Origin of the sequence: Hamadaea sp. NPDC050747, from assembly GCF_040654195.1 — a bacterium.
GTDB lineage: Bacteria > Actinomycetota > Actinomycetes > Mycobacteriales > Micromonosporaceae > Hamadaea.
Genome location: NZ_JBFAHM010000003.1, coordinates 86,883 through 108,104, shown reverse-complemented (window position 1 = coordinate 108,104; position 21,222 = coordinate 86,883). Strand labels below are relative to the sequence as shown.

Sequence of the window (21,222 nt, the reverse complement as noted above, 5' to 3'; positions counted from 1 at the left end):
GGTTCCGGGTCGAATCTTGCTCCAAGATTCGACCGAGAACCCTGATCCGGCCCTAAACGACAAAGCGGGGTCAGGCGGCGGAGCGTACCGCCGACGCGATCTCCTCCGCGGTCTCCGAGGCCAGTTCCGGCGTCGGTGCTTCCACCATGACGCGTACCAGTGGCTCGGTGCCGGACGGACGGAGCAGCACGCGCCCGGTGGCCCCGAGCCGCGCGGCGACCGCGTCCACGGCCGCGACCACCGTCGGGTGGGTGACCACGGACCGGTCGGCCTTCACGTTGATCAGGCGCTGCGGCAGCTTGGTGACGACCGCGGCGAGTTCGGCGAGGCTCTGGCCGGTCTGCGCCATGCGGCTCATCAGCATCAGGCCGGTGAGCAGGCCGTCGCCGGTGGTGGCGTGGCTGGGCAGCACGATGTGGCCGCTCTGCTCACCGCCGAGCGAGTAGCCGTGCTCGCGCAGTTCGGCGAGCAGGTACCGGTCGCCGACCCTGGTCTCGACCAGGCTGATGCCGGCGTCCCGCATGGCGATCTTGAGGCCGAGGTTGCTCATCACGGTGACGACCAGGGTGTCGTCCGCGAGCGCGCCGGACTCCTTCAGGGCCAGCGCCAGAATCGCCATGATCTCGTCGCCGTCGACGACCTCGCCGGTCGCGGTGACGGCGAGGCAGCGGTCGGCGTCCCCGTCGTGGGCCAGCCCGAGGTCGGCCCCGTGCGCCACAACGGCTTCCCGCAACGCGTCGAGATGGGTGGCGCCGCACTCCTCGTTGATGTTGACCCCGTCGGGCTCGGCGAACATCGAGATGACGGTCGCCCCGGCCTCCCGGTACGCCGCCGGAGCGACGTCGCTGGCCGCGCCGTTGGCGCAGTCGACCACCACGGTCAGCCCGTCGAGCTGGTGCGGTACGGCGGAGCGCAGGTGCTTGAGGTAGTGCTCAGCCCCGTCCAGCAGGTCGTGGACCCGGCCGACGGCCGCCCCGGTCGGACGCTGCCAAGCCTCGCCGATCCGGGCCTCGATGGCGTCCTCGATCTCGTCCGAGAGCTTGTGACCGCCCGCTGCGAAGAGCTTGATCCCGTTGTCGGGCATCGGGTTGTGACTCGCCGAGACCATCACGCCGAAGTCGGCCCGCACCTCGCTCGTCAGGTACGCCACCGCCGGCGTCGGCAGCACACCCGCTCGGACGACGGTGGCCCCGGCGCTGGCCAGCCCGGCGACGACCGCGGCCTCCAGCATCTCGCCGCTCGCGCGGGGGTCCCGTCCGACGACCACCACCGGCTGGTGGCTCCGGTCGGCCTCAGCCAGGGTGTGGGCGGCGGCCACGGCGATCGACATCGCCAGTTCGGGGGTGAGGTCGCCGTTGGCCAGGCCACGGACGCCGTCCGTGCCGAAGAGCCGACCCATGTGTCCTCCTCGCAGATCCTCAGGCAGACGAAAATGGCCGGGGGGCTAGGTGCCCCCCGGCCATTCTCAACAAGCTGGCGATAAAGCCGGCATCAACGCTTCGAGTACTGAGGCGCCTTGCGGGCCTTCTTGAGACCGTACTTCTTGCTCTCCTTGACGCGGGCGTCGCGGGTCAGGAAGCCGGCCTTCTTCAGCGCCGGGCGGTCCTCGAGGTCCAGCTCGCACAGGGCGCGAGCGATGGCCAGACGCAGCGCGCCGGCCTGACCGGTGATGCCGCCACCACGGAGGTTGGCGAAGATGTCGAAGGCCTCGGCCTTCTCGGCGATGACGAGCGGCTCGCGCACGGTCTGCTGCGAAACCTTGCTCGGGAAGTAGTTCTCCAGCTCACGCCCGTTGCACGTGATCTTGCCGGAGCCCGGCACGATCCGTACGCGAACGATGGCCTCCTTGCGGCGGCCGACGGTCTGCACGGGGCGGTCCCCACGGGGGGCCTTCACGGCGACCGGGGCGACGGCGTCCACAGCCGTGGCGACCGCGGCCGGGGTCGGCACAGAAGTCTCGGTCATGGTGATTCCTTCGCCCGCGCTCACTGCGCGATCTGCTTGATCTCGAAAGGCTGCGGCTGCTGCGCGGCGTGGGGGTGCTCGGGGCCCGCGTAGACCTTGAGCTTGCCCAGCAGCTGGCGGCCCAGCTTGTTGTGCGGGAGCATGCCCTTGACGGCCAGCTCGATCGCCTTCTCCGGCCGCTTGGTGAGCAGCTCGTCGTAGCCGACCTGCTTCAGACCGCCCGGGTAGCCCGAGTGGCTGTAGGCGACCTTCGTCGCGCGCTTGTTGCCCGTCAGCGCGACCTTGCCCGCGTTCACGATGATCACGAAGTCACCGGTGTCCACGTGCGGCGCGAAAGTGGGCTTGTGCTTGCCGCGCAGGAGCGTGGCGGCGTGGGTGGCGAGCCGGCCCAGCACGACGTCAGAAGCGTCGATCACGTGCCACTGACGCTCGATCTCACCCGGCTTCGGGCTGTACGTACGCACAGGTTTACCTTGTCTGGTCGTCGGACATGTCTTTTGCGATGCTCTTGCGATGTCGCGCCGAAAGGCTCTCGCGGCACGCAAACGACAAGCCTACCTGACGGTCAGCACCGTGAATCTGTCGGGTTGGCTCAGCACGCAACAGCGCACAACGATACCTGCTGGCTCACGGCGGGGTCAAAATGGCCGCCGCCGTATGTCTCGTCTCACAGGCTACCCGGCGCCGTGGTGCGCCTGGTTTCACACCCCGGGTACGCGGAGCGCACAACACGGCAATCACACGTTCGTAACTTCGCTGACCATGACCGCGACTGTCACCACACCGGCACCGGCTGCATCGCAGCAGCGGGTGATCTCGCACTGGGACCCCGAGGACACCGCCTTCTGGGAGTCCACCGGCCGCCGGGTCGCCCGGCGAAACCTGATCTTCTCGATCTTCGCCGAGCATCTGGGCTTCTCGGTCTGGACGCTCTGGAGCGTCGTGGTGGTGGCGCTGCCACCCGCGCTGTTCGCGTACTCGGTGAACCAGAAGTTCTGGCTCGTCGCCCTGCCGAACCTCATCGGGTCGCTCATGCGCATCCCGTACACCTTCGCGGTGACGCGGTTCGGTGGGCGTACCTGGACGATGATCAGCGCACTGCTGCTGCTGATCCCGGTCTCGGGGATGATCTACGCGGTCACCGCGCGGCCGGCGTACTGGGTGGTGCTGACCCTGGCCGCGACGGCCGGGCTCGGCGGCGGCAACTTCGCCTCGTCGATGACCAACATCTCCTTCTTCTTCCCCGAGCGGAAGAAGGGCACCGCGCTCGGGCTGAACGCCGCGGGCGGCAACCTGGGCATCAGCGTGATGCAGCTGGTCGTGCCGATCGCGTTGTCCTTCGGACTGGTCTACGGCGGTGTCATGTGGCTGCCGCTGATCCTGGCCGCCGGGATCTTCGCGTACGCCTTCATGAACAATCTCGCGGTGGCGAAGTCGCCGCTGCGGGCGCAGTTCGCCACGGTCAAACGGGCGCACACCTGGATCATGTCGTTCCTCTACATCGGCACCTTCGGCTCGTTCCTGGGCTACTCGGCTGCGTTCCCACTGGTCCTGAAGCTCCAGTTCCCGAACGCCCCGGTGGCGCACCTGGGGGCGGCGACGATCACCCTGGCCTTCGCCGGTCCGCTGGTGGGCTCGATCGCCCGGCCGTTCGGCGGCTGGCTCTCGGACAAGGTCGGCGGGGCGCGGGTCACCGCCACCTGCTTCGTCCTCATGGGGCTCGGCTCGTACGGCGTGGTGACCGCGGCCGGGTCGAAGAACCTGGCGCTCTTCCTGGCCTCGTTCGGCGTGCTGTTCACCGCGGCCGGGGCGGGCAACGGCTCGACCTACCGGATGATCCCGGCGATCTTCGCGGCGAAGTCCCCGGACGCGTCGACGGCCAAGCGGGAGTCGGCGGCCACGCTGGGCATCGCCGGCGCGGTCGGCGCCTTCGGCGGTTTCTACCTGCCCCGGGCGATCAGCGACTCGATCGCCACGAGCGGCGGAATCGGCACGGCCTTCACCTGGTTCACCGTCTTGTACGCCGTCTGCCTCGCCGTCACCTGGTGGTGCTACCTGCGCCGGCGGGTGCTGGTCTCGGTCGCGCCCAGCCTGGCCCACGCCTCCGTCTAACCCGCCCCCCGCTAGCTCCGTTGATCATGGAGTTGACTGCAGTCTCGACGGCGTGTCGTGACCGGAAACTCCATGATCAACGGACAATTTGAGTGACGTGCTCAACTAGTTCTTGCGCATTGGTTGAAGCTTCATCTAATTTGGGTCTCGGCGATGACGCCAATCGACGTGAACATCTTTGGGAGACCCACATGAGCCTCGTTCTCGACCCGGCGGCGCAGGACCTGTTGTTCCGCGAGGCGCGTACCGCGAACGCCTTCACCGACGAGCCGGTAAGCGACGAGCAGATCCAGGCGATCTACGACCTCGTCAAGTACGCCCCGACCGCGTTGAACTCGCAGCCGCTGCGGGTCGTGCTGGTGCGTACGCCGGAGGCCCGGCAGCGCCTGGTCGGCACCCTGGCCGAGGGCAACAAGGCCAAGACCGCGGCCGCCCCGCTGACCGCCATCCTCGCCGCGGCCCACGACTTCCACGAGAAGCTCGACAAGACCTTCCCCCACGCCCCCGGCCTCAAGGACCGGTTCGCCGAGGAAGAGGCCCGCATCCAGACCGGCCGGTTCAACGGCGCGCTCCAGGTCGGTTACTTCATCCTGGGCGTACGCGCCGCCGGGCTGGCCGCCGGCCCGATGGGCGGGTTCGACGCCGACCTGCTCAACAAGGAGTTCTTCGGCGACGGCCAGGCCAGCGTCCTGGCGGTCGTCAACATCGGCAAGCCGGCCGACAACGCCTGGTTCGACCGCAACCCGCGGCTGGACTTCGACGAGGTCGTGACGACCGTCTGAACAGGTCTTCCGTACTTCCGGACCGCAGCCGGCGTCGCGCCCCGCGACGTCGGCTGTCGGCTTGACGGCAGCGTGATGCGCAACCTACTCGACAGAGACGGGAAGTGAGTACTGTGACTGGCATGTCCGCCGACATCACGACCGAGACCCGCTGGCTCACCGACGACGAGCAGCGGTCCTGGCGGGCATTCCTCGAAGGCAGCCGGCTCCTGATGCACAACCTCGAACGAGGGCACCAGAAGCACGGGCTGTCCGGCACCGACTACGAGATCCTCGTCCAGCTGTCGGAGGCCCCCGAGCGCCGGCTCCGGATGAGCCAGCTCGCCGTGCGTACGCTGCTGGAGAAGAGCCGCCTGTCGCACCAGATCACCCGGATGGAGAAGGCCGGCCTGATCGAGCGGCAGCCGTGTCCCGACGACCGCCGGGGCCAGTTCGCGGTGCTCACCGAGCACGGCTGGGCGACGATCCAGCGTGTCGCCATCGACCACGTCAACCAGGTACGCGACATCTTCGTCGACCGGATGACGCCGGAGCAGTTCGCCGTCCTGGGCGCGGCGTTCGAGCAGGTCGCCGCCGGGCTGCGCAAGCCGCGGCCGGAGGCCTGCGCCGAGGCGCTCGGCTACGAGGCGCCCGAGTCGTGCGGCGCCGGCGACGACGAATCCTGCGACGGCTAGCTAGAGGTCTTGGATGATTTTGAGCGCTCGGCCGACTCGCCGCATGGTGTCGGTGTCCGCGACCTCGACGAGGTCGGTGAACCACTTCTTCATCGGCGACGAGACGCGGTCGGGCATGATCACGAGCTCGCCCATCTGGACGGCCAGCGGCGAATCTCGCAGCTCCTCCTCGTCCACGACCTCGGCGACGACCACTATCGGCACGTCGGTCCCGTTGTAGACGTCGGAGCTGATGACCAGACCGAGTCGCTCGCGAGCGCCCTCGATCCGCCAGATCTCACCTCTACGCAGCACGCTTGCCATGCCCTCCGCCGCTTCAGTGCGGTCGACGACCGCCGCCCTGGGTCATTCCACCACGCAATGCGTCGGTGACCGTCTCATAGTCGGCCTCGTCCGCAAGCGCCTGCTTCTCCAACTTGTCCAGGCCCGCTCTCCGGAGCACGTCGGCGTGCGCGCCGAAGAGCTCGCGTAGGGCCTTCTCCTTGGCGGCCTTGTCCATCCAGGCCGACAAGGACATGCCGTCACGTTCCGCATAGCGGCGCGCGTCGGCGATCGTGTCATCCGAGAACGAGAGAGTCACCTTCGCAGTCATGCAAGTGAGGGTACCTCTGGTATGACTCATAGTCATCCCCCAATCAGAACTCCGCGCGTGAGTGAAACCGCAGCTCACGTGAGGTGTAACTGATCTCACAGACAGTCACTAACGATCACGCTAGAACGTCGTGTCAATGGACAAAACCCCCATGTGTGTCCTGCCGGTCATACCACCGGCCAACACCGTCCCCACCGAACAGATGAGCGCGACTTTGCAGGTCGGAAACATATGAGAAGCCGGGCCGAAACCGCCCGCCTGCACGCTCGTCTACATGCCAGCCGAGGTCGCCACCCACTGCCCGTATTGCGCTCTGCAATGCGGGATGACGCTGCGCATCACCAAGCCTCAGGCTGCCGACGGTCAGGAAAAGGTCGAGGTCGCTCCCCGCGATTTCCCCACCAACCGGGGCGGGCTGTGCCAGAAGGGCTGGACCGCCGCCGAGCTGCTCGACCACCCCGACCGGCTGCGTACGCCGCTGATCCACGGTGAGCCGGCGACCTGGGACGAGGCGTACGCCTTCATCACCGGCAAGATCCAGCAGATCCAGCGGGAGCACGGGCGGGACGCGGTGGCCGTCTTCGGCGGCGGCGGGCTCACCAACGAAAAGGCGTACGCGCTGGGCAAGTTCGCCCGGGTGGCGCTGCGGACGAAGAACATCGACTACAACGGGCGCTTCTGCATGTCGAGCGCGGCCGCCGCCGGGATGCGCGCGTTCGGCGTCGATCGCGGACTGCCCTTCCCGCTCGCCGACATCGGCCGGGCCAAGACGCTGCTGCTGGTCGGCGCGAACGTCGCCGAGACCATGCCCCCGTTCGCCCGCTACCTCACCGAGCAGCGCGACCTGCCGGGCGCGACGCAGATCGTGATCGACCCACGGGCCACCCCCACCGCCCGGAACGCCACCCTGCACCTTCAGCCGACGCCGGGCACCGATCTGGCGCTGGCCAACGGCCTGCTCCACATCGCGATCACCGAAGGGCTGATCGACAAGGAGTATCTGCAGGAGCGGACGACCGGCTTCGACGACATACGCAAACTGGTCGCGGAGTACTGGCCGGCGCGAGTGGAGCGGCTGACCGGCGTACCCATCGCTGATCTGGAGCGAGCCGCGCGGGCCTTGAGCGACGGCCCGGCGATCATCCTGACCGCGCGCGGCGCTGAACAGCACGCCAAGGGCGTGGACACGGTGACCGCCTTCATCAACCTGGCGCTGGCCCTGGGCCTGCCCGGCCGCCCGGGTTCCGGGTACGGCTGCCTGACCGGGCAGGGCAACGGCCAGGGTGGCCGGGAGCACGGGCAGAAGGCCGACCAGTTGCCCGGTTACCGCAAGATCGACGACCCGGCCGCCCGCGAGCACGTGGCCGCGGTGTGGGGCGTGGACCCCGCTGACCTGCCCGGACCCGGCCGGTCGGCCTACGAACTGCTCGACAGTCTCGGCGAGGACGTCCAGGCGCTGCTGGTCTTCGGCTCGAATCCCGTCGTCTCCGCTCCGAATGCTGTTCACGTAGAGAAACGTCTGCGAAACCTGGATTTGTTGGTCGTGTGCGACTTTGTCAGGAGCGAGACGGCACAGCTCGCCGACGTCGTCCTCCCCACCGCCCAGTGGGCCGAGGAGGACGGCACCATGACCAACCTCGAGGGCCGCGTGCTGCGGCGCAAGGCCCTCCGCGAACCACCGCCAGGGATAGGGACGGATCTGGCGGTGCTGGCCGAGCTGGCTGACCGGCTCGGCCCCGGGACGGACGCCGTTCGGGCAAACGGCGGCCTTCCCACGAGTGCGCGGTTCGACTCCGATCCGCGCGCGGTCTTCGAGGAGCTGCGGCGTGCCTCCGCAGGCGGGTTGGCCGACTACGCGGGCGTCACGTGGGAGCGGGTGGACGCCGAGGACGGCGTGTTCTGGCCTTGCCCGGCTGTGGACCGGGCGGGCACGCCGCGGCTCTTCGAGGAGCGGTTCGCCCACCCCGACGGGCGGGCCCGGCTGATCGCCGTCGAACACCGGCCGGCGGTCGAGGAGCCCGACGCGGACTATCCCCTCTACCTGACCACCGGGCGGTTGCTGGCCCAGTACCAGTCCGGCGCGCAGACGCGCCGGATCGAGCCGCTCACGCGGGTCGCCGGGTCCGCGTTCGTCGAGCTGCATCCCGACCTCGCGGCCCGTCTCGACATTTCTCCAGATCAGCTGGTACGCGTGACGAGCCGCCGCGGCGAGATGACCGCCCCCGCGCGGCTGACCGAGAGCATCCGTCCGGACACGGTCTTCGCCCCTTTCCACTTCGCCGGCCGGCAGCGCGTCAACTCGCTGACCTCCGACGCGTTGGACCCGATCTCTCGCATGCCCGAGTTCAAGGTGTGCGCCGTCAAAGTCGAGCCAGTCCCCGCTCGATCCGGCGATCGCCGGGAGGACGGCGGACCGGCTCGTTCCTCAGAGTCAGCAGGGCCCGCATGACCGCACTTCTGACGACCGCCGATGTCGCCGGTCTCCTCATGGACAGGAGAACAACGGTGGATGGAGTAGTCATCGTCGGCTATGGGATGGCGGGCGCGCGCTGCGCCGCCGACCTGGCCCGGCGCGGCGTCAAGGCGACCGTCGTGGGCGCCGAGCCGCATCGGGCGTACAACCGGATCTTGTTGTCGAACCTACTGGCCGGCAAGGTCGACGAGGCGGGCGTGGAGCTGCCCGACTCGGGCGGCTCGATCCGGACGGGGTCGCCGGTCGTCTCGATCGACCGGGACCGGCAGTCGGTGACCTGCGCCGACGGCACGATCGTGGAGTACGAGCACCTCGTCCTGGCGACCGGTGCCACTGCGTGGATTCCGCCGGTGGAGGGGCTCGACCCGGAGGCGTTGCCCGACCGGGTCGCGGTGTTCCGGACCCTGGACGACTGCCGCCGCATTCTCGACTTCAGCGCGGGCGCGCGGACCGCGATCGTGCTGGGCGGTGGCCTGCTCGGGTTGGAGGCGGCCCGCGGGCTGGCCGGACGCGGGCTGGCCGTGCAGGTCGTGCACCCCGTCGGCCACTTGATGGAACGCCAGATCGACCCGGATGCGAGCCTCATCCTGGCCGGCACGCTGGCCGAACTCGGCATCACCGTCCACACGGGAGTGTCCGGCGCCCGGCTGACGACCGGGCCGGACGCCGTCGCGCTCACCCTCTCCGACGGCCGCGAACTCACCGCCGACCTGCTCGTCCTGTCGTGCGGCGTACGCCCGGAGACGGGGCTGGCCCGCGCGGCCGGGCTCACCGTCGACCGGGGCATCGTGGTGGACGACCGGCTGCGGACCAGCGACCGGCGGATCTCCGCCATCGGCGACTGCGCGCAGCATCGCGGTCAGGTCGGCGGCCTCGTCGCCCCGGCGTGGGCGCAGGCCGAGGTGGTCGCGCGGGTGCTGAGCGGCGAGGAGCCGCTGGCGGCGTACCAGCCCGCACCGATCGTGACGCGGCTGAAGGCGAACGGCATCGACCTCGCCTCGATGGGGACGCTGGACGGCGAGCACCACGAGGATCTGCGCTTCGCCGACCCCGCCCGCGGCACGTACGCCCGCCTGCGCATCCATGAAGGCCGGGTGTCCGGCGCGGTGATGCTGGGCGACAACCCGCTCGTCGGGCAGGTCATCCAGCTCTTCGACCGGGGCGCGCCGGTCCCCAGCGACCGCCGCGCGCTCCTCCTCGGGCGCAGCCTGGGCAGCCCCGCCACTGCTCAGGTTGCGCCCACTCCGGCGCTGATGCCCGACGCCGCGACCGTCTGCCAGTGCAACACGGTCAGCAAGGGCTCCATCGTCCGCGCGTGGCGCGACGGCTGCCGCGACGTCGCGGCGATCGCCGAGCGTACGCGTGCCACCACCGGCTGCGGCACCTGCACCGATGCGGTCTGCGGCATCGCCGATTGGCTGTCTGCGCAGGAAGGTGTCAAGGCATGAGGAATCTGATCGTGGTCGGCCACGGGATGGTCGGGCAGCGTTTCGTCGAGGCCCTCTCCGCCCGGGACACCGCCGGACAGTGGCGTGTCACCGTCCTCGGTGAGGAGTCGCGGCCGGCGTACGACCGGGTGCGGTTGTCCGCCTTCTTCGACGGGGTCAGCGCTTCCGACCTGGCCCTGGGCGACCTGCCGGACGGCGTCGACCTGCGGCTGGGTGAGACGGTCGCCGGGATCGACCGTGCGCGCCGGATCGTGCGGACCGACGCCGGCGAGTACGCGTACGACAAGCTCGTCCTCGCGACCGGCAGCCGCCCGTTCGTGCCGCCGATCGCCGGAGCCGACCTGCCGGGCGTCTTCGTCTACCGCACCCTCGACGACCTCGAAGCGCTCCAGGCGTACGCCGAGGGCCGTCGGGTCGGCGCGGTGCTCGGCGGCGGTCTGCTCGGCCTGGAAGCGGCCAACGCGCTGCGCCTGCTCGGGCTGACCACCCACGTCGTGGAGTTCGCACCGCGGCTCATGCCGTTGCAGGTGGACGACGGCGGTGGCGCCGTCCTCAAGGGACACGTCGAAGGACTCGGCTTGAGCGTCCACACCGGACGCGCTTGCGCCGGCGTCCTCGGCGTCGACGAGGTGACCGGCCTGACCTTCAGCGACGGTGGCTCGGTCGACGCCGACGTCGTGGTGATCGCGGCCGGCATCCGCCCCCGGGACGAACTGGCCGAGTCCGCGGGCCTGGCGCTGGGACCGCGGGGCGGGTTCCTCGTGGACGCGGGCTGCGCGACCGAGGACCCCGACGTGTACGCCATCGGCGAATGCGCCGCCCTGAGTCTCGACGGAACCGACGGGCGCACCTACGGACTCGTCGCCCCCGGCTACGCGATGGCCGAAGTGGTGGCGGATCGGATCGTGGGCGGCGACGCCGTCATGACGACGCCGGACACCTCGACGAAGCTGAAACTGCTCGGGGTGGACGTCGCCTCGTTCGGGGCGGCGGACGGCCCGCTCGACGTCGTCTACCACGACGGCGCCAACGGGGTGTACGCCAAACTCCTGCTCTCCGACGACGCCCAGACGCTGCTCGGCGGCGTCCTCGTCGGGGACGCGTCGGCGTACCCGACGTTGCGGGCCAGCCTCGGCGGGCCGCTGCCGGGGCCGCCGATCGCGCTGCTCGCCGGAGACTCCGCCGGGGCGGCCGGAGCCGGAGCACTGCCAGGCACCGCGCAGGTCTGCTCCTGCAACGCCGTCACCAAGGACGCCATCGTCGACGCGATCCGCGACGGCGCGGCCGACGTCCCGGCGATCAAGACGTGCACCCGGGCCGGCACGACCTGCGGTTCGTGCGTACCGATGCTCAAGAGCCTGCTCAGCGAATGCGGTGTGCACCAGTCGAAGGCGCTCTGCGAGCACTTCACGCACAGCCGTCAGGAGCTGTTCGACATCGCCCGCGTCCGCGGCATCCGGACCTTCTCCGAACTGATCACCGCACACGGCCAGGGCCGGGGCTGCGACATCTGCAAACCGGTCGTCGCCTCGATCCTCGCCTCGCTGACCAACGGCTACGTGCTCGACGGCGAGCAGGCGGCGTTGCAGGACACCAACGACCACTTCCTGGCCAACATCCAGAAGGACGGCACCTACTCGGTGGTGCCCCGGATCCCCGGCGGGGAGATCACCCCGGAGAAGCTCATCGTCATCGGCGAGGTGGCCAAGGACTTCGGGCTCTACACGAAGATCACCGGCGGGCAGCGGATCGACTTGTTCGGCGCCCGGGTGGAGCAACTGCCCCAGATCTGGCAGCGGCTGGTGGACGCCGGGTTCGAGTCCGGGCACGCGTACGGCAAGGCATTGCGGACCGTGAAGTCGTGTGTCGGCAGCACGTGGTGCCGGTACGGCGTACAGGACTCGGTCGGCCTCGCGGTGGATCTGGAGCTTCGCTATCGGGGCCTGCGGGCGCCGCACAAGATCAAGTCGGCCGTCTCGGGCTGCGCCCGGGAATGCGCCGAGGCCCGGAGCAAGGACTTCGGGATCATCGCGACCGAGAACGGCTGGAACCTGTACGTCGGCGGCAACGGCGGCTTCCGGCCCCGGCACGCCGACCTGCTCGCCACCGACCTGTCCACCGAGGAACTCATCCGCACGGTCGACCGGTTCCTCATGTACTACATCCGGACCGCCGACCGCCTGCAGCGGACGGCGAGTTGGCTGGAGTCCCTGGACGGCGGCCTCGACCACCTGCGGGACGTCATCGTCCACGACACCCTGGGCCTCGGCGCGGAACTGGACGCGGCGATGGCCCAGCACGTCGGCTCGTACGCCGACGAATGGAAGGCCACTTTGGACGATCCCGAGCGGCTGGCCCGGTTCGTCTCGTTCGTCAACGCGCCGGAGACCCCCGACCCCTCGATCAGCTTCGAGACCGAGCGCGGGCAACGAGTGCCCGCCCGGCCGGTTCCTGTCACGCTCACCGGGAGGAAGTCATGACCACCGCCTTCGCCGACCTCGCCGTCTGGACGCCGATCTGCTCGATCAGCCGCCTGGAGATCGAACGCGGGGTCGCCGCGCTCGTCGAGGGCGTCCCGGTCGCGATCTTCCGGACCTTCACCGGCGACGTGTACGCCCTGGACAACGTCGACCCGTTCACCGGCGCCTCAGTGCTGTCCCGGGGCATCGTCGGCACCCGGGGAGACGTGCCGACGGTCGCGTCGCCGATGCACAAGCAGGCGTTCGATCTGCGTACGGGCGACTGCCTCGACGATCCGACCGTGCGGGTGCGCGCCTGGGCGGTCCGCGTACGCGACGGGGTGGTCGAGATCGGCGAGCCCCTCGCCCTGAGCGTGCCGGCATGACGTCCGTCGCCGCCGGTACGCAGACGGAGGGTGAGCTGGCCGGTTTCACCATCGGCGTGACGGCCGACCGGCGGCGCGACGAGTTGGCGGCGCTGCTCGAACGGCGGGGCGCCCGAGTGGTCATCGCGCCCGCGCTGCGTATCGTGCCGCTCCCCGACGACGTCGAGCTGCGCGAGGCGACCCGGCGATGCCTGGCCAGCCCACCCGACATCGTCGTGGCGAACACCGGCATCGGCATGCGCGGCTGGCTGGAGGCGGCCGAGGGCTGGGGGCTGGGCGACGCGCTGCGCCAGGTGCTGGGCAGCGCGTACTTGGTGGCCCGGGGGCCGAAGGCGCGCGGCGCGGCGCGGGCGGCCGGGCTGTTCGACCAGTGGTCGCCGGAGTCGGAGAGCTGCGACGAAGTGCTCTTCCACCTCCTGGCCCGGGGCGTGCACGGCGAGGTCATCGCCGTCCAGCTGCACGGTGACCAGCAACCCGACTTCTGCGCCGCCCTGCGCTCGGCCGGGGCGGAGGTCATCGAGGTGCCGGTCTACCGATGGGCGCCGCCGCACGACCCGGCCCCGTTGCAGCGCCTGGTCGACCTCGTGCACGGCCGGCTCATCGACGCCGTCACGTTCACCTCCGCTCCCGCCGTCCAGGCGCTGCTGGACGCGGCCGGACCGGCGCGGACCGAGTGTGTCGAGGCGTTGCGGTCGGACGTGCTGGCCGCCTGCGTCGGCACGGTGACGGCGGCTCCGCTCACCGATCTGGGCATTCCGGTCGTCACCCCGGCCCGAGCCCGGCTCGGGGCACTGGTCCGATCACTCACCGACGAGCTGCCCAAACGGGCGGTCACGCTGCACGTCGCCGGGCACGAGCTGACTCTGCGCGGCCACGCCGCCGTGGTGGACGGACAGCTCAAGCCGCTCGCCCCCGCGCCGATGGCGGTCCTGCGCGCCTTGGCGACCCGGGCCGGCCGAGTGCTCTCCCGGGCGGCTCTGCTGCCGTCGCTGCCCCGGGGCGCGGACGAACACGCCGTCGAGATGGCCGTCGCCCGGCTGCGCGCCGGGTTGGGCGGTCCGAGGTTCGTCCAGACCGTCGTCAAACGCGGCTATCGCCTGCCCGTGGACTGATTTGCTCGCCCCACTGGCGTGAACGGCCTGGTGGCTCTAACGTCTGGCGCGTGAAGACCTGGGGTCGTGCGACAGTGTCCGCGTTCGTTTTCGCGGCGCTCATGGGAGCTGGGCAGGTCGGCGTCGCCACCGTGCTGGACGTGTTGCGCCTCGACGGCACTTACGCCGACAACGACGCCTGGGCGGCCCAGGCCGTGTTCCTCGGCTGGTTCGCCGTGATCGCGGTCGTCGTGGGGACCGCCGTCGGCGCCCGCACCTACGGACTCGGCCTTCGAGTCAGCGCCGCTGTCGCCGCCGGTGTCGGGGGCGCGGCGGGCACGGCTCTCGCCCTCCTCCCGGCCCGGCACGCGCAGATCCCCAACGGCGATCCGGCGTTGCAGGCCGGGCTTGCGCTGGTCATCGGAGCGGCCGCCGGCCTCGTCTTCGCGTTCGCCATGCTCAGCGCGCGCTCGCTGGCCTGGAGCACCGCGGCGTACGCCCTGGTCACGTGGGGTCTCATCGCGGGCGGCGTGGCGAAGTCGGCCGACGAGCCGCCGCGCCTCGGCGGACTGGCCGGGCTCGGGCTGTCGCCCGCTGTCGTGGACGACGCCCAGCTGTTCGGGCTGCCCGCGATCGCTGCTCTCCTGGGCGTCGTCGTCGCGCTGACCGCCCGGCTGCGCCACCACCACCGGCTCGCCGTCGCCCTCAGCGGCGCGGCCGGCCCGGCGACCGTCGCCCTGGCGTACGCCATCGTCGGTCCGGGCTCGTCGGACTTCCAGAAACTGCCGTGGATCGCCGCGCTGGGCGCGGTCGTCACCGGCCTCGTCGCGTCGGTCATCGTGGCGCTGCCGCCCCGGCGGGAGCCCGAGGACGCAGCCGCGGACGCTGCCTCGGACGTCGGGACGCTCGCGGCGGCCGCGCTGGACGCCTCGGGCTCCGCCGACTCCGCGGACTTCACCGCCAAGAGCGACCCGCTGTCGCGCCGCGAGCGCAAGCCCTCGCCCACCGCGAAGTCCGCACCGAGCACGACGTCCGCGCCCACTCCGAAGCCGAGTGCGAAGCACACTACGAAGCCCCGCCCGACGAACGACGCCGTCGAGAACTGGGTCTCCGCACTGGGCGAGCCGCGCGAGCCGGCCCCCTCGGCGACGACGTCGGGTTCGGCCAAGGACCGCGGCGGCTACGTCCCCCGCCCCCTCGGCTGACCAAACCTTCCCGCTGGATCAGGGTTCTCGGCCGAATCTTGGGCCAAGATTCGACGCAGAACCCTGATCCAGCGCCAAACGCGGGCAGCGCGAGGCGGCGGGCGCGACCGCGAAAACGGGTGGCGGGCGGACGGTAGCGTCTCCGGCGTGACCGCACCCCTTGTGAACCGCACGAAGGCCCCTCGGCACGGCGAGGAGCGTACGCAGCTCGACGCCTGGCTCGACTTCCACCGCGACACCCTGATCATGAAATGCGCCGGCCTCACCGACGACCAGCTCCGCCGGCAGTCGGTGCCGCCCTCGACGTTGAGCCTGCTCGGCCTGGTACGCCACATGGCCGAGGTGGAACGCTGGTGGTTCCGGCGGCAGTTCGACGGGGCCGACGTCGGCGACCTGTTCTGCACCGAGGAGGACCCCGACTACGACTTCAACGGGTCGGCGTCGTCGGATCCCGCGGCCGACTTCGCGGCGTTCCGGGAGGAGGTCGAGGCGGCCCGGGTGACGGTCACCGGCCGGTCGCTCGACGAGACCTTCGTCGACGGCCGGGGCACCACCTTCGACCTGCGCTGGGTCTATCTGCACATGATCGAGGAGTACGCCCGCCACAACGGCCACGCCGACCTCCTCCGCGAATGCGTCGACGGCGAGACGGGGGCCTGACCCGGTTCTACGGGACGACGGGCAGGTAGACGCGCCCGCCGCCGGCTGCGAACTCCGCCGACTTCGCCCGCATGCCCTGTTGGGCGTACTCGCGTAGGTCGGCCTGCAGGTCGGCGCTGATCCGCATCGAGCAGAACTTCGGCCCGCACATGGAGCAGAAGTGCGCGGTCTTCGCGGCGGGCGCGGGAAGTTCCTCGTCGTGGTACGCCCGTGCGGTGTCCGGGTCGAGGGACAGCTCGAACTGGTCCTCCCACCGGAATTCGAAGCGGGCCTTGGACAGCGCGTCGTCCCGGGCCTGCGCCCCGGGGTGGCCCTTGGCGAGGTCGGCGGCGTGCGCCGCGATCTTGTACGCGATCACCCCGGCCTTGACGTCGTCCCGGTCGGGCAGCCCGAGGTGTTCCTTCGGGGTGACGTAGCAGAGCATCGCGGTGCCGTACATGGCGATCATGGCGGCGCCGATGGCGCTCGTGATGTGGTCGTATGCCGGCGCGATGTCCGTCGTGAGTGGACCGAGGGTGTAGAACGGCGCGGAGTGGCACCACTCCTGTTGCAGGTCGACGTTCTCCTTGATCTTGTGCATCGGGACGTGTCCGGGACCTTCGACCATCACCTGTACGCCGTGCGCCCAGGCGATCGTGGTCAGCTCGCCCAGGGTCTTCAGCTCCGCGAGTTGAGCAGGATCGTTCGCGTCGGCGATGCTGCCCGGCCGGAGCCCGTCGCCGAGCGAGAAGGTGATGTCGTACTCCGCGAAGATCTCGCACAGCTCGGCGAAGTGCGTGTAGAGGAAGTTCTCCTCGTGATGGGCCAGGCACCAGGCGGCCATGAGTGACCCGCCGCGGGACACGATGCCGGTCACCCGGTCGGCGGCCAACGGCACGTGCGGCAGCAGCACTCCGGCGTGCACCGTCATGTAGTCCACGCCCTGCTCGGCCTGCTCGATGACGGTCTCGCGGAAGAGTTCCCAGCTCAGCCGGGTGGGATCACCCTTGACCCGTTCCAGCGCCTGATAGATCGGGACCGTGCCGATCGGCACCGGCGACTCGCGCAGGATCGCCTCCCGCGTCTCGTGGATGCGCGGTCCGGTCGACAGGTCCATGACCGTGTCCGCGCCCCATTTCGTCGCCCAGCGCATCTTCTCGACCTCCTCGTCGAGATCGAACGTGACCGCCGAGGTGCCGATGTTGGCGTTGACCTTCACGAGGAACGCGGAGCCGATGATCATCGGCTCCAGCTCGGGGTGGTTGACGTTGGCGGGGATCACCGCCCGCCCCGCCGCCACCTCCGCCAGCACGAGCGAGACCGGCACGCCCTCGCGGATCGCGACGAACTCCATCTCCGGAGTCACGATCCCGGCTCGCGCGCAGGCCAGCTGGGTGGTCGGCTGTCCGGCCCGCCGTCGTTCCGCTATCCATCGGGTACGCACAGCGCGGCTGGGCCCCGAGGTGTCGTAGAGCTGGACGGTGGACCCGTCGGTGAGGGTCAGCCGGGTGCTGGGCACCTGCAGCGGGCCTTCATACACTTTCTCTCGCAATACTGCGAGATTTCGGGTTTCTGCGGCCACAAGCAGCCTCCATTCTTCTGTGGACGCCGACGGTGACCGCGTATGCGGTCAGCGCCGCCATTCGAAGTGATCCAGCGGCCCGGCCCCGGCGCCGAGCCGCCAGTCGACCGCGCCGGTGAGCGCACGGGCGACGTACTCCTTGGCCAGCCGGATCGCGTTGTCCACCTCGGCCCCGTGCGCCAGCAAGGCGGTGATCGCGGCGGAGAAGGTGCATCCGGTGCCGTGGTTGTTGGAGGTCGGGACCCGCCGTGCCCGCAGCGACTTCGCGCCGTGCTGCGTCCACACCACGTCGACGGACTCCTCGCCCGGCAGGTCGCCGCCGGTGATCACGATGGTGACGTCGCCGCGCCCCGACGCGAGCTGCGAGGCCGCCCCCGCCATGTCGGCCGGAGTGGTGACCTCCCAACCGACCAGGGCTGAGGCCTCCTCCCGGTTGGGCGTCACGACCGTCGCGTACGGGAGGAGCCGTTCGATCGCCGCGCGTACGCCCAGGCTCCGGCCGGTCGAGGCGCGCAGCACGGGATCGATGACGAGGTGTGGGAAGGCGCCGTTGCGAGCCCGCGCCGCCACTTCGGCCGCGGCCTGGGCCGAGGCGAGCATGCCGACCTTGGCCGCCGCCACCGGCATGTCGTCGAGCACGGCGGCGAGCTGCGTACCCACGACGGGACTCGGGATGAGGTAGAGGTCGTGCACACCGAGCGTGTTCTGCGCCGTCAACGCGGTGATGACGCTCGTCCCGTAACAACCGTGGGCGGCGAAGACCTTCAGATCGGCCTGGATTCCCGCGCCCCCGCCCGGATCGGAACCGGCGACGGTCAGCGCGACTGGTGGGGTCTGCATGCCCTTTACGGTCGCCCGAGCGGATGATCCGTTGTCGGACAAGGAGTGAGTCACCATTCGGCTATCCCGAGATTCGCCGTGGACGGACGCGCTTCCCGGCGGCGCGGGATACGCCCGGCGTGGGCGGCGAGCCGTCCGCCGAGCACGGCGTGCCGCATGGCCGCCGCCATCGCGGCCGGGTCGGCGGCGCGGGTGATCGCGCTGGCCACCAGCACGGCGTCGCATCCGAGTTCCAGGGCCAGGGCCGCATCGCTGGCGGTGCCGATTCCGGCGTCGAGAATCACCGGGACCTCGACGAACTCGCGGATCAACTCGATGTGGTACGGATTGCCGATGCCGAGCCCCGAGCCGATCGGCGAGCCGGCGGGCATGACCGCAGTCGCTCCAGCCTCGGCCAGCCGCCGGGCGAGGATCGGATCGTCCCCCGTGTACGCGAAGACGGCGAACCCCTCCGCAGCCAAGGTTCCCGTGGCGGCGAGCAGTTCGACCGCGTCCGGCAGGAGCGTGCGCTCGTCCCCGACGACTTCGAGCTTCACCCAGTTCGTGCCGAACGCCTCCCGCGCCATCCGTGCCGTACGCACCGCGTCGGCCGCGGTGTAGCAGCCGGCCGTGTTCGGCAGGATGCGCAACCCGAGCCGGTCGAGCAACGCGACCAGACCCCGGGTATGCGTACCGACGCGGCGGAGGGCGACGGTCACGATCTCGGCTCCGCTGGCCGTGATTGCCCGTTCGAGCGCGTCGAGGCTGGTCGCGCCGCCGGTGCCGAGGATGAGGCGGCTGGCGTACTCGCCGCCGTCGAGGATGAGTGGATCGACATCGGTGCCGATCTTGAGCGCAGTGTCCATGGTCAGCCTCCCTGCGCCGCGCTGAGGATCTCCACCGAGTCGCCGTCGGCGAGAAGGCAGGTGTCCCATTCACCGCGCGGCACGACCTCGCCGTTGACCGCGACGGCCACTCCCCGTCGCTCCGGCGTGACGACCGCGACCAGCTCGCCGACGCTGCCGAGCAGATCTCGTTCCGTTCCGTTGACCGTGATCACCGGGCCGCCTCCACCAAGGTCACGACGCGCTCGGCCGTCCACGGCGTCAGCGCGATCCCGTTGCGGTAGTGCCCGGCGGCGACCACCAGGCCGGGCCGCACGACGTCGACGATCGGCAGGTTGTCCGGGGTCGCCGGGCGGAAACCCACCGAGACCTCGGCGAACACCGCCTCGCGTACGCCCGGCACCAGGGCGATCGCGTCGCTCAGCAGCTCGTGCACGCCACCGGCGCTCGGCCGGGGATCGGTCTCCTCCGTCGAGGTCGCACCGACGACGATCTCGCCGTCGCTTCGGGGGACCAGATAGACGTGCCGGCCGTGGACGTATCCGCGAATCAAGTGAGTCAGCGTCGGGCCACCGCGCAGTCGCAGGGTCTCTCCGCGTACGGGGTGGATCGGCAGGCCGGTGAGGGCGGCGGTGCCGCAGCCGGCCGCCACGACCGTGACGTCGGCGTCCACCTCCGACAGGTCGGACACCTTGCCGGCCCAGGCCGCCCCGGCCGCCCGTACGGCCGACGTCAGGCGCTCAACCAGCCGGCGCGGGTCCACCTGAGCATCGATCTCCGTGTGCGCCCCTGTGCGTACCCCTGGGTGGAGAGCGGGCTCTCGCTGCCGCAGCTCGCCCGCGGACAGCGCCTCGACGGGCAGCCCGAGGCTGTCCTGATAGGAGCGATAGCGCGCGATCTCGGCCTGGTCGGCGGCGGTGACACCGACCAGCAGCGAGCCGGATCGGGCGTAGCCGACGTCGCCCAGCTCCGCCGCGAAGGCCGGCCAGGCCTGGACCGAGGCGACCAGCAGCTCGGTGAGGCGATGCTCGCCGAACGCGGCCTCGGCGACCGGGGCCAGCATGCCCGCGGCCGCGTGCCAGGCGCCCGGCGCGCCGTCACTGTGGACGGTGACCGCGTGCCCCCGTCGGGCGAGCCGCCACGCGCAGGCCAGACCGATCGGCCCGGCGCCCACCACCGCGACCCTCACCGCCCCGCCCCCTCCGGCTCGGCACCCTCCGGCTCGGCCCCCTTTGGCGCGGCCCCCTTGCGCGCGGCCCCCTTGCGCGCGGCCCCCTTTGGCGCTGGATCAGGGTTCTCGGTCGAATCTTGCGCCATGATTCGACCGTGATCCCTGATCTGGCGCGGATCTTGGGTCGCGAGCGTGGCCGATGTGACCGCCGCGAGTAGGGCGGAGGTGGCATACGCGGGGTCCGCCGCGTCTCGGACCGCGCCGATCACCGCGACCCCGTACGCGCCCGCCGCGAGCACCGACGGCACGTCGGCCAGGGTGAGCCCGCCGATCGCGATGACCGGTACGCCTTGCGCCGCCCCGACGACGGCGATCAGCCCGCCGAGCCCGATCACGTTGGCGGCGACGTCTTTCGTGAAGCTGGGATTGACCTGGCCGCAGCCGAGGTAGTCCGCGCCCTCCGCGATGACTTGACGCGCGCGCTCAGGCGTTCGCGCGCTCGCTCCGATCAGGCCGCTGCCGCCGAGCACCGTACGCGTCGCGTGCACCGGAAGGTCGTCGGCTCCGACGTGGACGGCCGCGGTCCGCAATGCGACCGCGATGTGCGGCCGGTCGTTCACGACGCAGATCGCGCCGCGCTCCGCGCACAAGGGCGCGATCCGGCTCGCGAGGTCGTAGAGGGCCCGGTCGGTGACCGAGTCCTCCACGCGGACCTGGATCAGTGGCGCGCCACCGGACAGCGCGGCTCGCGCGATGTCGACCGAGTCGGTGACGATGTGAAGACGGGGAACCCGCATCGCACTCCTCCCTGCGCCGGCATGATCCGGATCAGGTTCTACGGTCGGGGCTACTGAGCCCCCTCTCAGCCCGGTGCACCGGACTCCCGTGGGTTGTCTCGCGCAGACTAACCACGCTGCGTCGCGAAGCGCAAGACCAGCGTCACGATCGCGACGTGATACTCATCCATTCGTCTATTGGT

General features: G+C 70.6%; 20 protein-coding genes, 1 pseudogene and 1 riboswitch. Of the genes and pseudogenes, 10 read left to right on the top strand and 11 right to left on the bottom strand.

Annotation, left to right across the window (positions count from 1 at the left end; genetic code table 11):
- Positions 1-70: 70 nt before the first annotated feature.
- The 3 genes from glmM to rplM all read right to left on the bottom strand — a co-directional run bounded on the left by glmM (position 71) and on the right by rplM (position 2,429).
- Positions 71-1,399 (bottom strand): phosphoglucosamine mutase, encoded by a 1,329-nt coding sequence (glmM, locus tag AB0H43_RS06895; RefSeq protein WP_359997694.1) that lies wholly within the window; start codon positions 1,397-1,399, stop codon positions 71-73.
- A gap of 92 nt (positions 1,400-1,491) precedes the next feature.
- Positions 1,492-1,965, bottom strand: a complete 474-nt coding sequence (rpsI, locus tag AB0H43_RS06890) for a 30S ribosomal protein S9 (protein WP_359997691.1) — start codon at positions 1,963-1,965, stop codon at positions 1,492-1,494.
- Between the two features lie 20 nt (positions 1,966-1,985).
- Positions 1,986-2,429 (bottom strand): 50S ribosomal protein L13, encoded by a 444-nt coding sequence (gene rplM, locus AB0H43_RS06885; protein WP_359997688.1) that lies wholly within the window; start codon positions 2,427-2,429, stop codon positions 1,986-1,988.
- A gap of 298 nt (positions 2,430-2,727) precedes the next feature.
- Here rplM and AB0H43_RS06880 point away from each other — a divergent pair, with 298 nt between their 5' ends.
- The 3 genes from AB0H43_RS06880 (at position 2,728) to AB0H43_RS06870 (ending at position 5,533) form a co-directional block, all read left to right on the top strand.
- Entirely contained in the window at positions 2,728-4,077 is a 1,350-nt protein-coding gene (locus tag AB0H43_RS06880; protein ID WP_359997685.1) for a nitrate/nitrite transporter, read from the top strand.
- A gap of 191 nt (positions 4,078-4,268) precedes the next feature.
- Positions 4,269-4,859 (top strand): malonic semialdehyde reductase, encoded by a 591-nt coding sequence (locus AB0H43_RS06875; protein WP_359997683.1) that lies wholly within the window; start codon positions 4,269-4,271, stop codon positions 4,857-4,859.
- 122 nt (positions 4,860-4,981) lie between these two features.
- Positions 4,982-5,533, top strand: a complete 552-nt coding sequence (locus AB0H43_RS06870; RefSeq protein ID WP_359997680.1) for a MarR family transcriptional regulator — start codon at positions 4,982-4,984, stop codon at positions 5,531-5,533.
- On the opposite strand, the gene AB0H43_RS06865 is transcribed toward AB0H43_RS06870, so the two are convergent.
- On the bottom strand, positions 5,534-5,836 hold the full coding sequence (locus tag AB0H43_RS06865; protein WP_359997677.1) for a hypothetical protein: 303 nt from the start codon (positions 5,834-5,836) through the stop codon (positions 5,534-5,536).
- A 13-nt stretch (positions 5,837-5,849) separates the two neighbouring features.
- Complete coding sequence (locus tag AB0H43_RS06860; RefSeq protein ID WP_359997674.1) at positions 5,850-6,125, bottom strand: DUF6364 family protein; 276 nt, start codon at positions 6,123-6,125, stop codon at positions 5,850-5,852.
- 274 nt (positions 6,126-6,399) lie between these two features.
- On the opposite strand from AB0H43_RS06860, the gene AB0H43_RS06855 reads away from it, so the two are divergent.
- From AB0H43_RS06855 to AB0H43_RS06825, 7 genes are all read left to right on the top strand, one after another.
- Entirely contained in the window at positions 6,400-8,574 is a 2,175-nt protein-coding gene (locus AB0H43_RS06855) for a molybdopterin oxidoreductase family protein (RefSeq protein WP_359997671.1), read from the top strand.
- 38 nt (positions 8,575-8,612) lie between these two features.
- On the top strand, positions 8,613-10,046 hold the full coding sequence (locus AB0H43_RS06850; RefSeq protein WP_359998588.1) for an FAD-dependent oxidoreductase: 1,434 nt from the start codon (positions 8,613-8,615) through the stop codon (positions 10,044-10,046).
- Positions 10,043-12,526: a nitrite reductase large subunit NirB gene (nirB, locus tag AB0H43_RS06845; RefSeq protein WP_359997668.1), complete on the top strand. Its 2,484-nt coding sequence runs from the start codon at positions 10,043-10,045 to the stop codon at positions 12,524-12,526. Before AB0H43_RS06850 ends, nirB begins: the two co-directional genes overlap by 4 nt.
- Entirely contained in the window at positions 12,523-12,891 is a 369-nt protein-coding gene (gene nirD / locus AB0H43_RS06840) for a nitrite reductase small subunit NirD (protein ID WP_359997666.1), read from the top strand. Before nirB ends, nirD begins: the two co-directional genes overlap by 4 nt.
- Positions 12,888-14,003 carry a uroporphyrinogen-III synthase gene (locus AB0H43_RS06835; protein WP_359997663.1) on the top strand — a complete coding sequence of 372 codons (1,116 nt, stop codon included), beginning with the start codon at positions 12,888-12,890 and terminating at the stop codon, positions 14,001-14,003. Before nirD ends, AB0H43_RS06835 begins: the two co-directional genes overlap by 4 nt.
- 74 nt (positions 14,004-14,077) lie before the next feature.
- Positions 14,078-15,187, top strand: coding sequence for a hypothetical protein (locus AB0H43_RS06830; protein ID WP_359997660.1), 1,110 nt, complete (start codon positions 14,078-14,080; stop codon positions 15,185-15,187).
- 162 nt (positions 15,188-15,349) lie between these two features.
- Complete coding sequence (locus AB0H43_RS06825) at positions 15,350-15,847, top strand: DinB family protein (protein WP_359998586.1); 498 nt, start codon at positions 15,350-15,352, stop codon at positions 15,845-15,847.
- 7 nt (positions 15,848-15,854) lie between these two features.
- Here AB0H43_RS06825 and thiC read toward each other — a convergent pair whose 3' ends face one another.
- The 6 genes and pseudogenes from thiC to thiE form a co-directional block, all read right to left on the bottom strand.
- The gene (thiC, locus tag AB0H43_RS06820) at positions 15,855-17,378 is read right to left on the bottom strand and encodes a phosphomethylpyrimidine synthase ThiC (protein ID WP_359997657.1); all 1,524 of its coding nucleotides are present in this window, start codon (positions 17,376-17,378) and stop codon (positions 15,855-15,857) included.
- Positions 17,379-17,456: 78 nt separating this feature from the next.
- Complete coding sequence (gene thiD / locus AB0H43_RS06815; protein WP_359997654.1) at positions 17,457-18,248, bottom strand: bifunctional hydroxymethylpyrimidine kinase/phosphomethylpyrimidine kinase; 792 nt, start codon at positions 18,246-18,248, stop codon at positions 17,457-17,459.
- A gap of 50 nt (positions 18,249-18,298) precedes the next feature.
- Positions 18,299-19,093, bottom strand: coding sequence for a thiazole synthase (locus AB0H43_RS06810; protein WP_359997651.1), 795 nt, complete (start codon positions 19,091-19,093; stop codon positions 18,299-18,301).
- 2 nt (positions 19,094-19,095) lie between these two features.
- Positions 19,096-19,287, bottom strand: a complete 192-nt coding sequence (thiS, locus tag AB0H43_RS06805) for a sulfur carrier protein ThiS (protein ID WP_359997648.1) — start codon at positions 19,285-19,287, stop codon at positions 19,096-19,098.
- A complete protein-coding gene (thiO, locus tag AB0H43_RS06800) occupies positions 19,284-20,261 on the bottom strand; it encodes a glycine oxidase ThiO (RefSeq protein ID WP_359997645.1) in 978 nt (325 codons plus the stop codon). Before thiO ends, thiS begins: the two co-directional genes overlap by 4 nt.
- Before the next feature lie 182 nt (positions 20,262-20,443).
- A pseudogene (thiE, locus tag AB0H43_RS06795) lies at positions 20,444-21,040 on the bottom strand (thiamine phosphate synthase); the annotation flags it as partial.
- Positions 21,032-21,140: riboswitch (TPP riboswitch) on the bottom strand. (Overlaps the previous pseudogene by 9 nt.)
- Positions 21,141-21,222 lie beyond the last annotated feature (82 nt).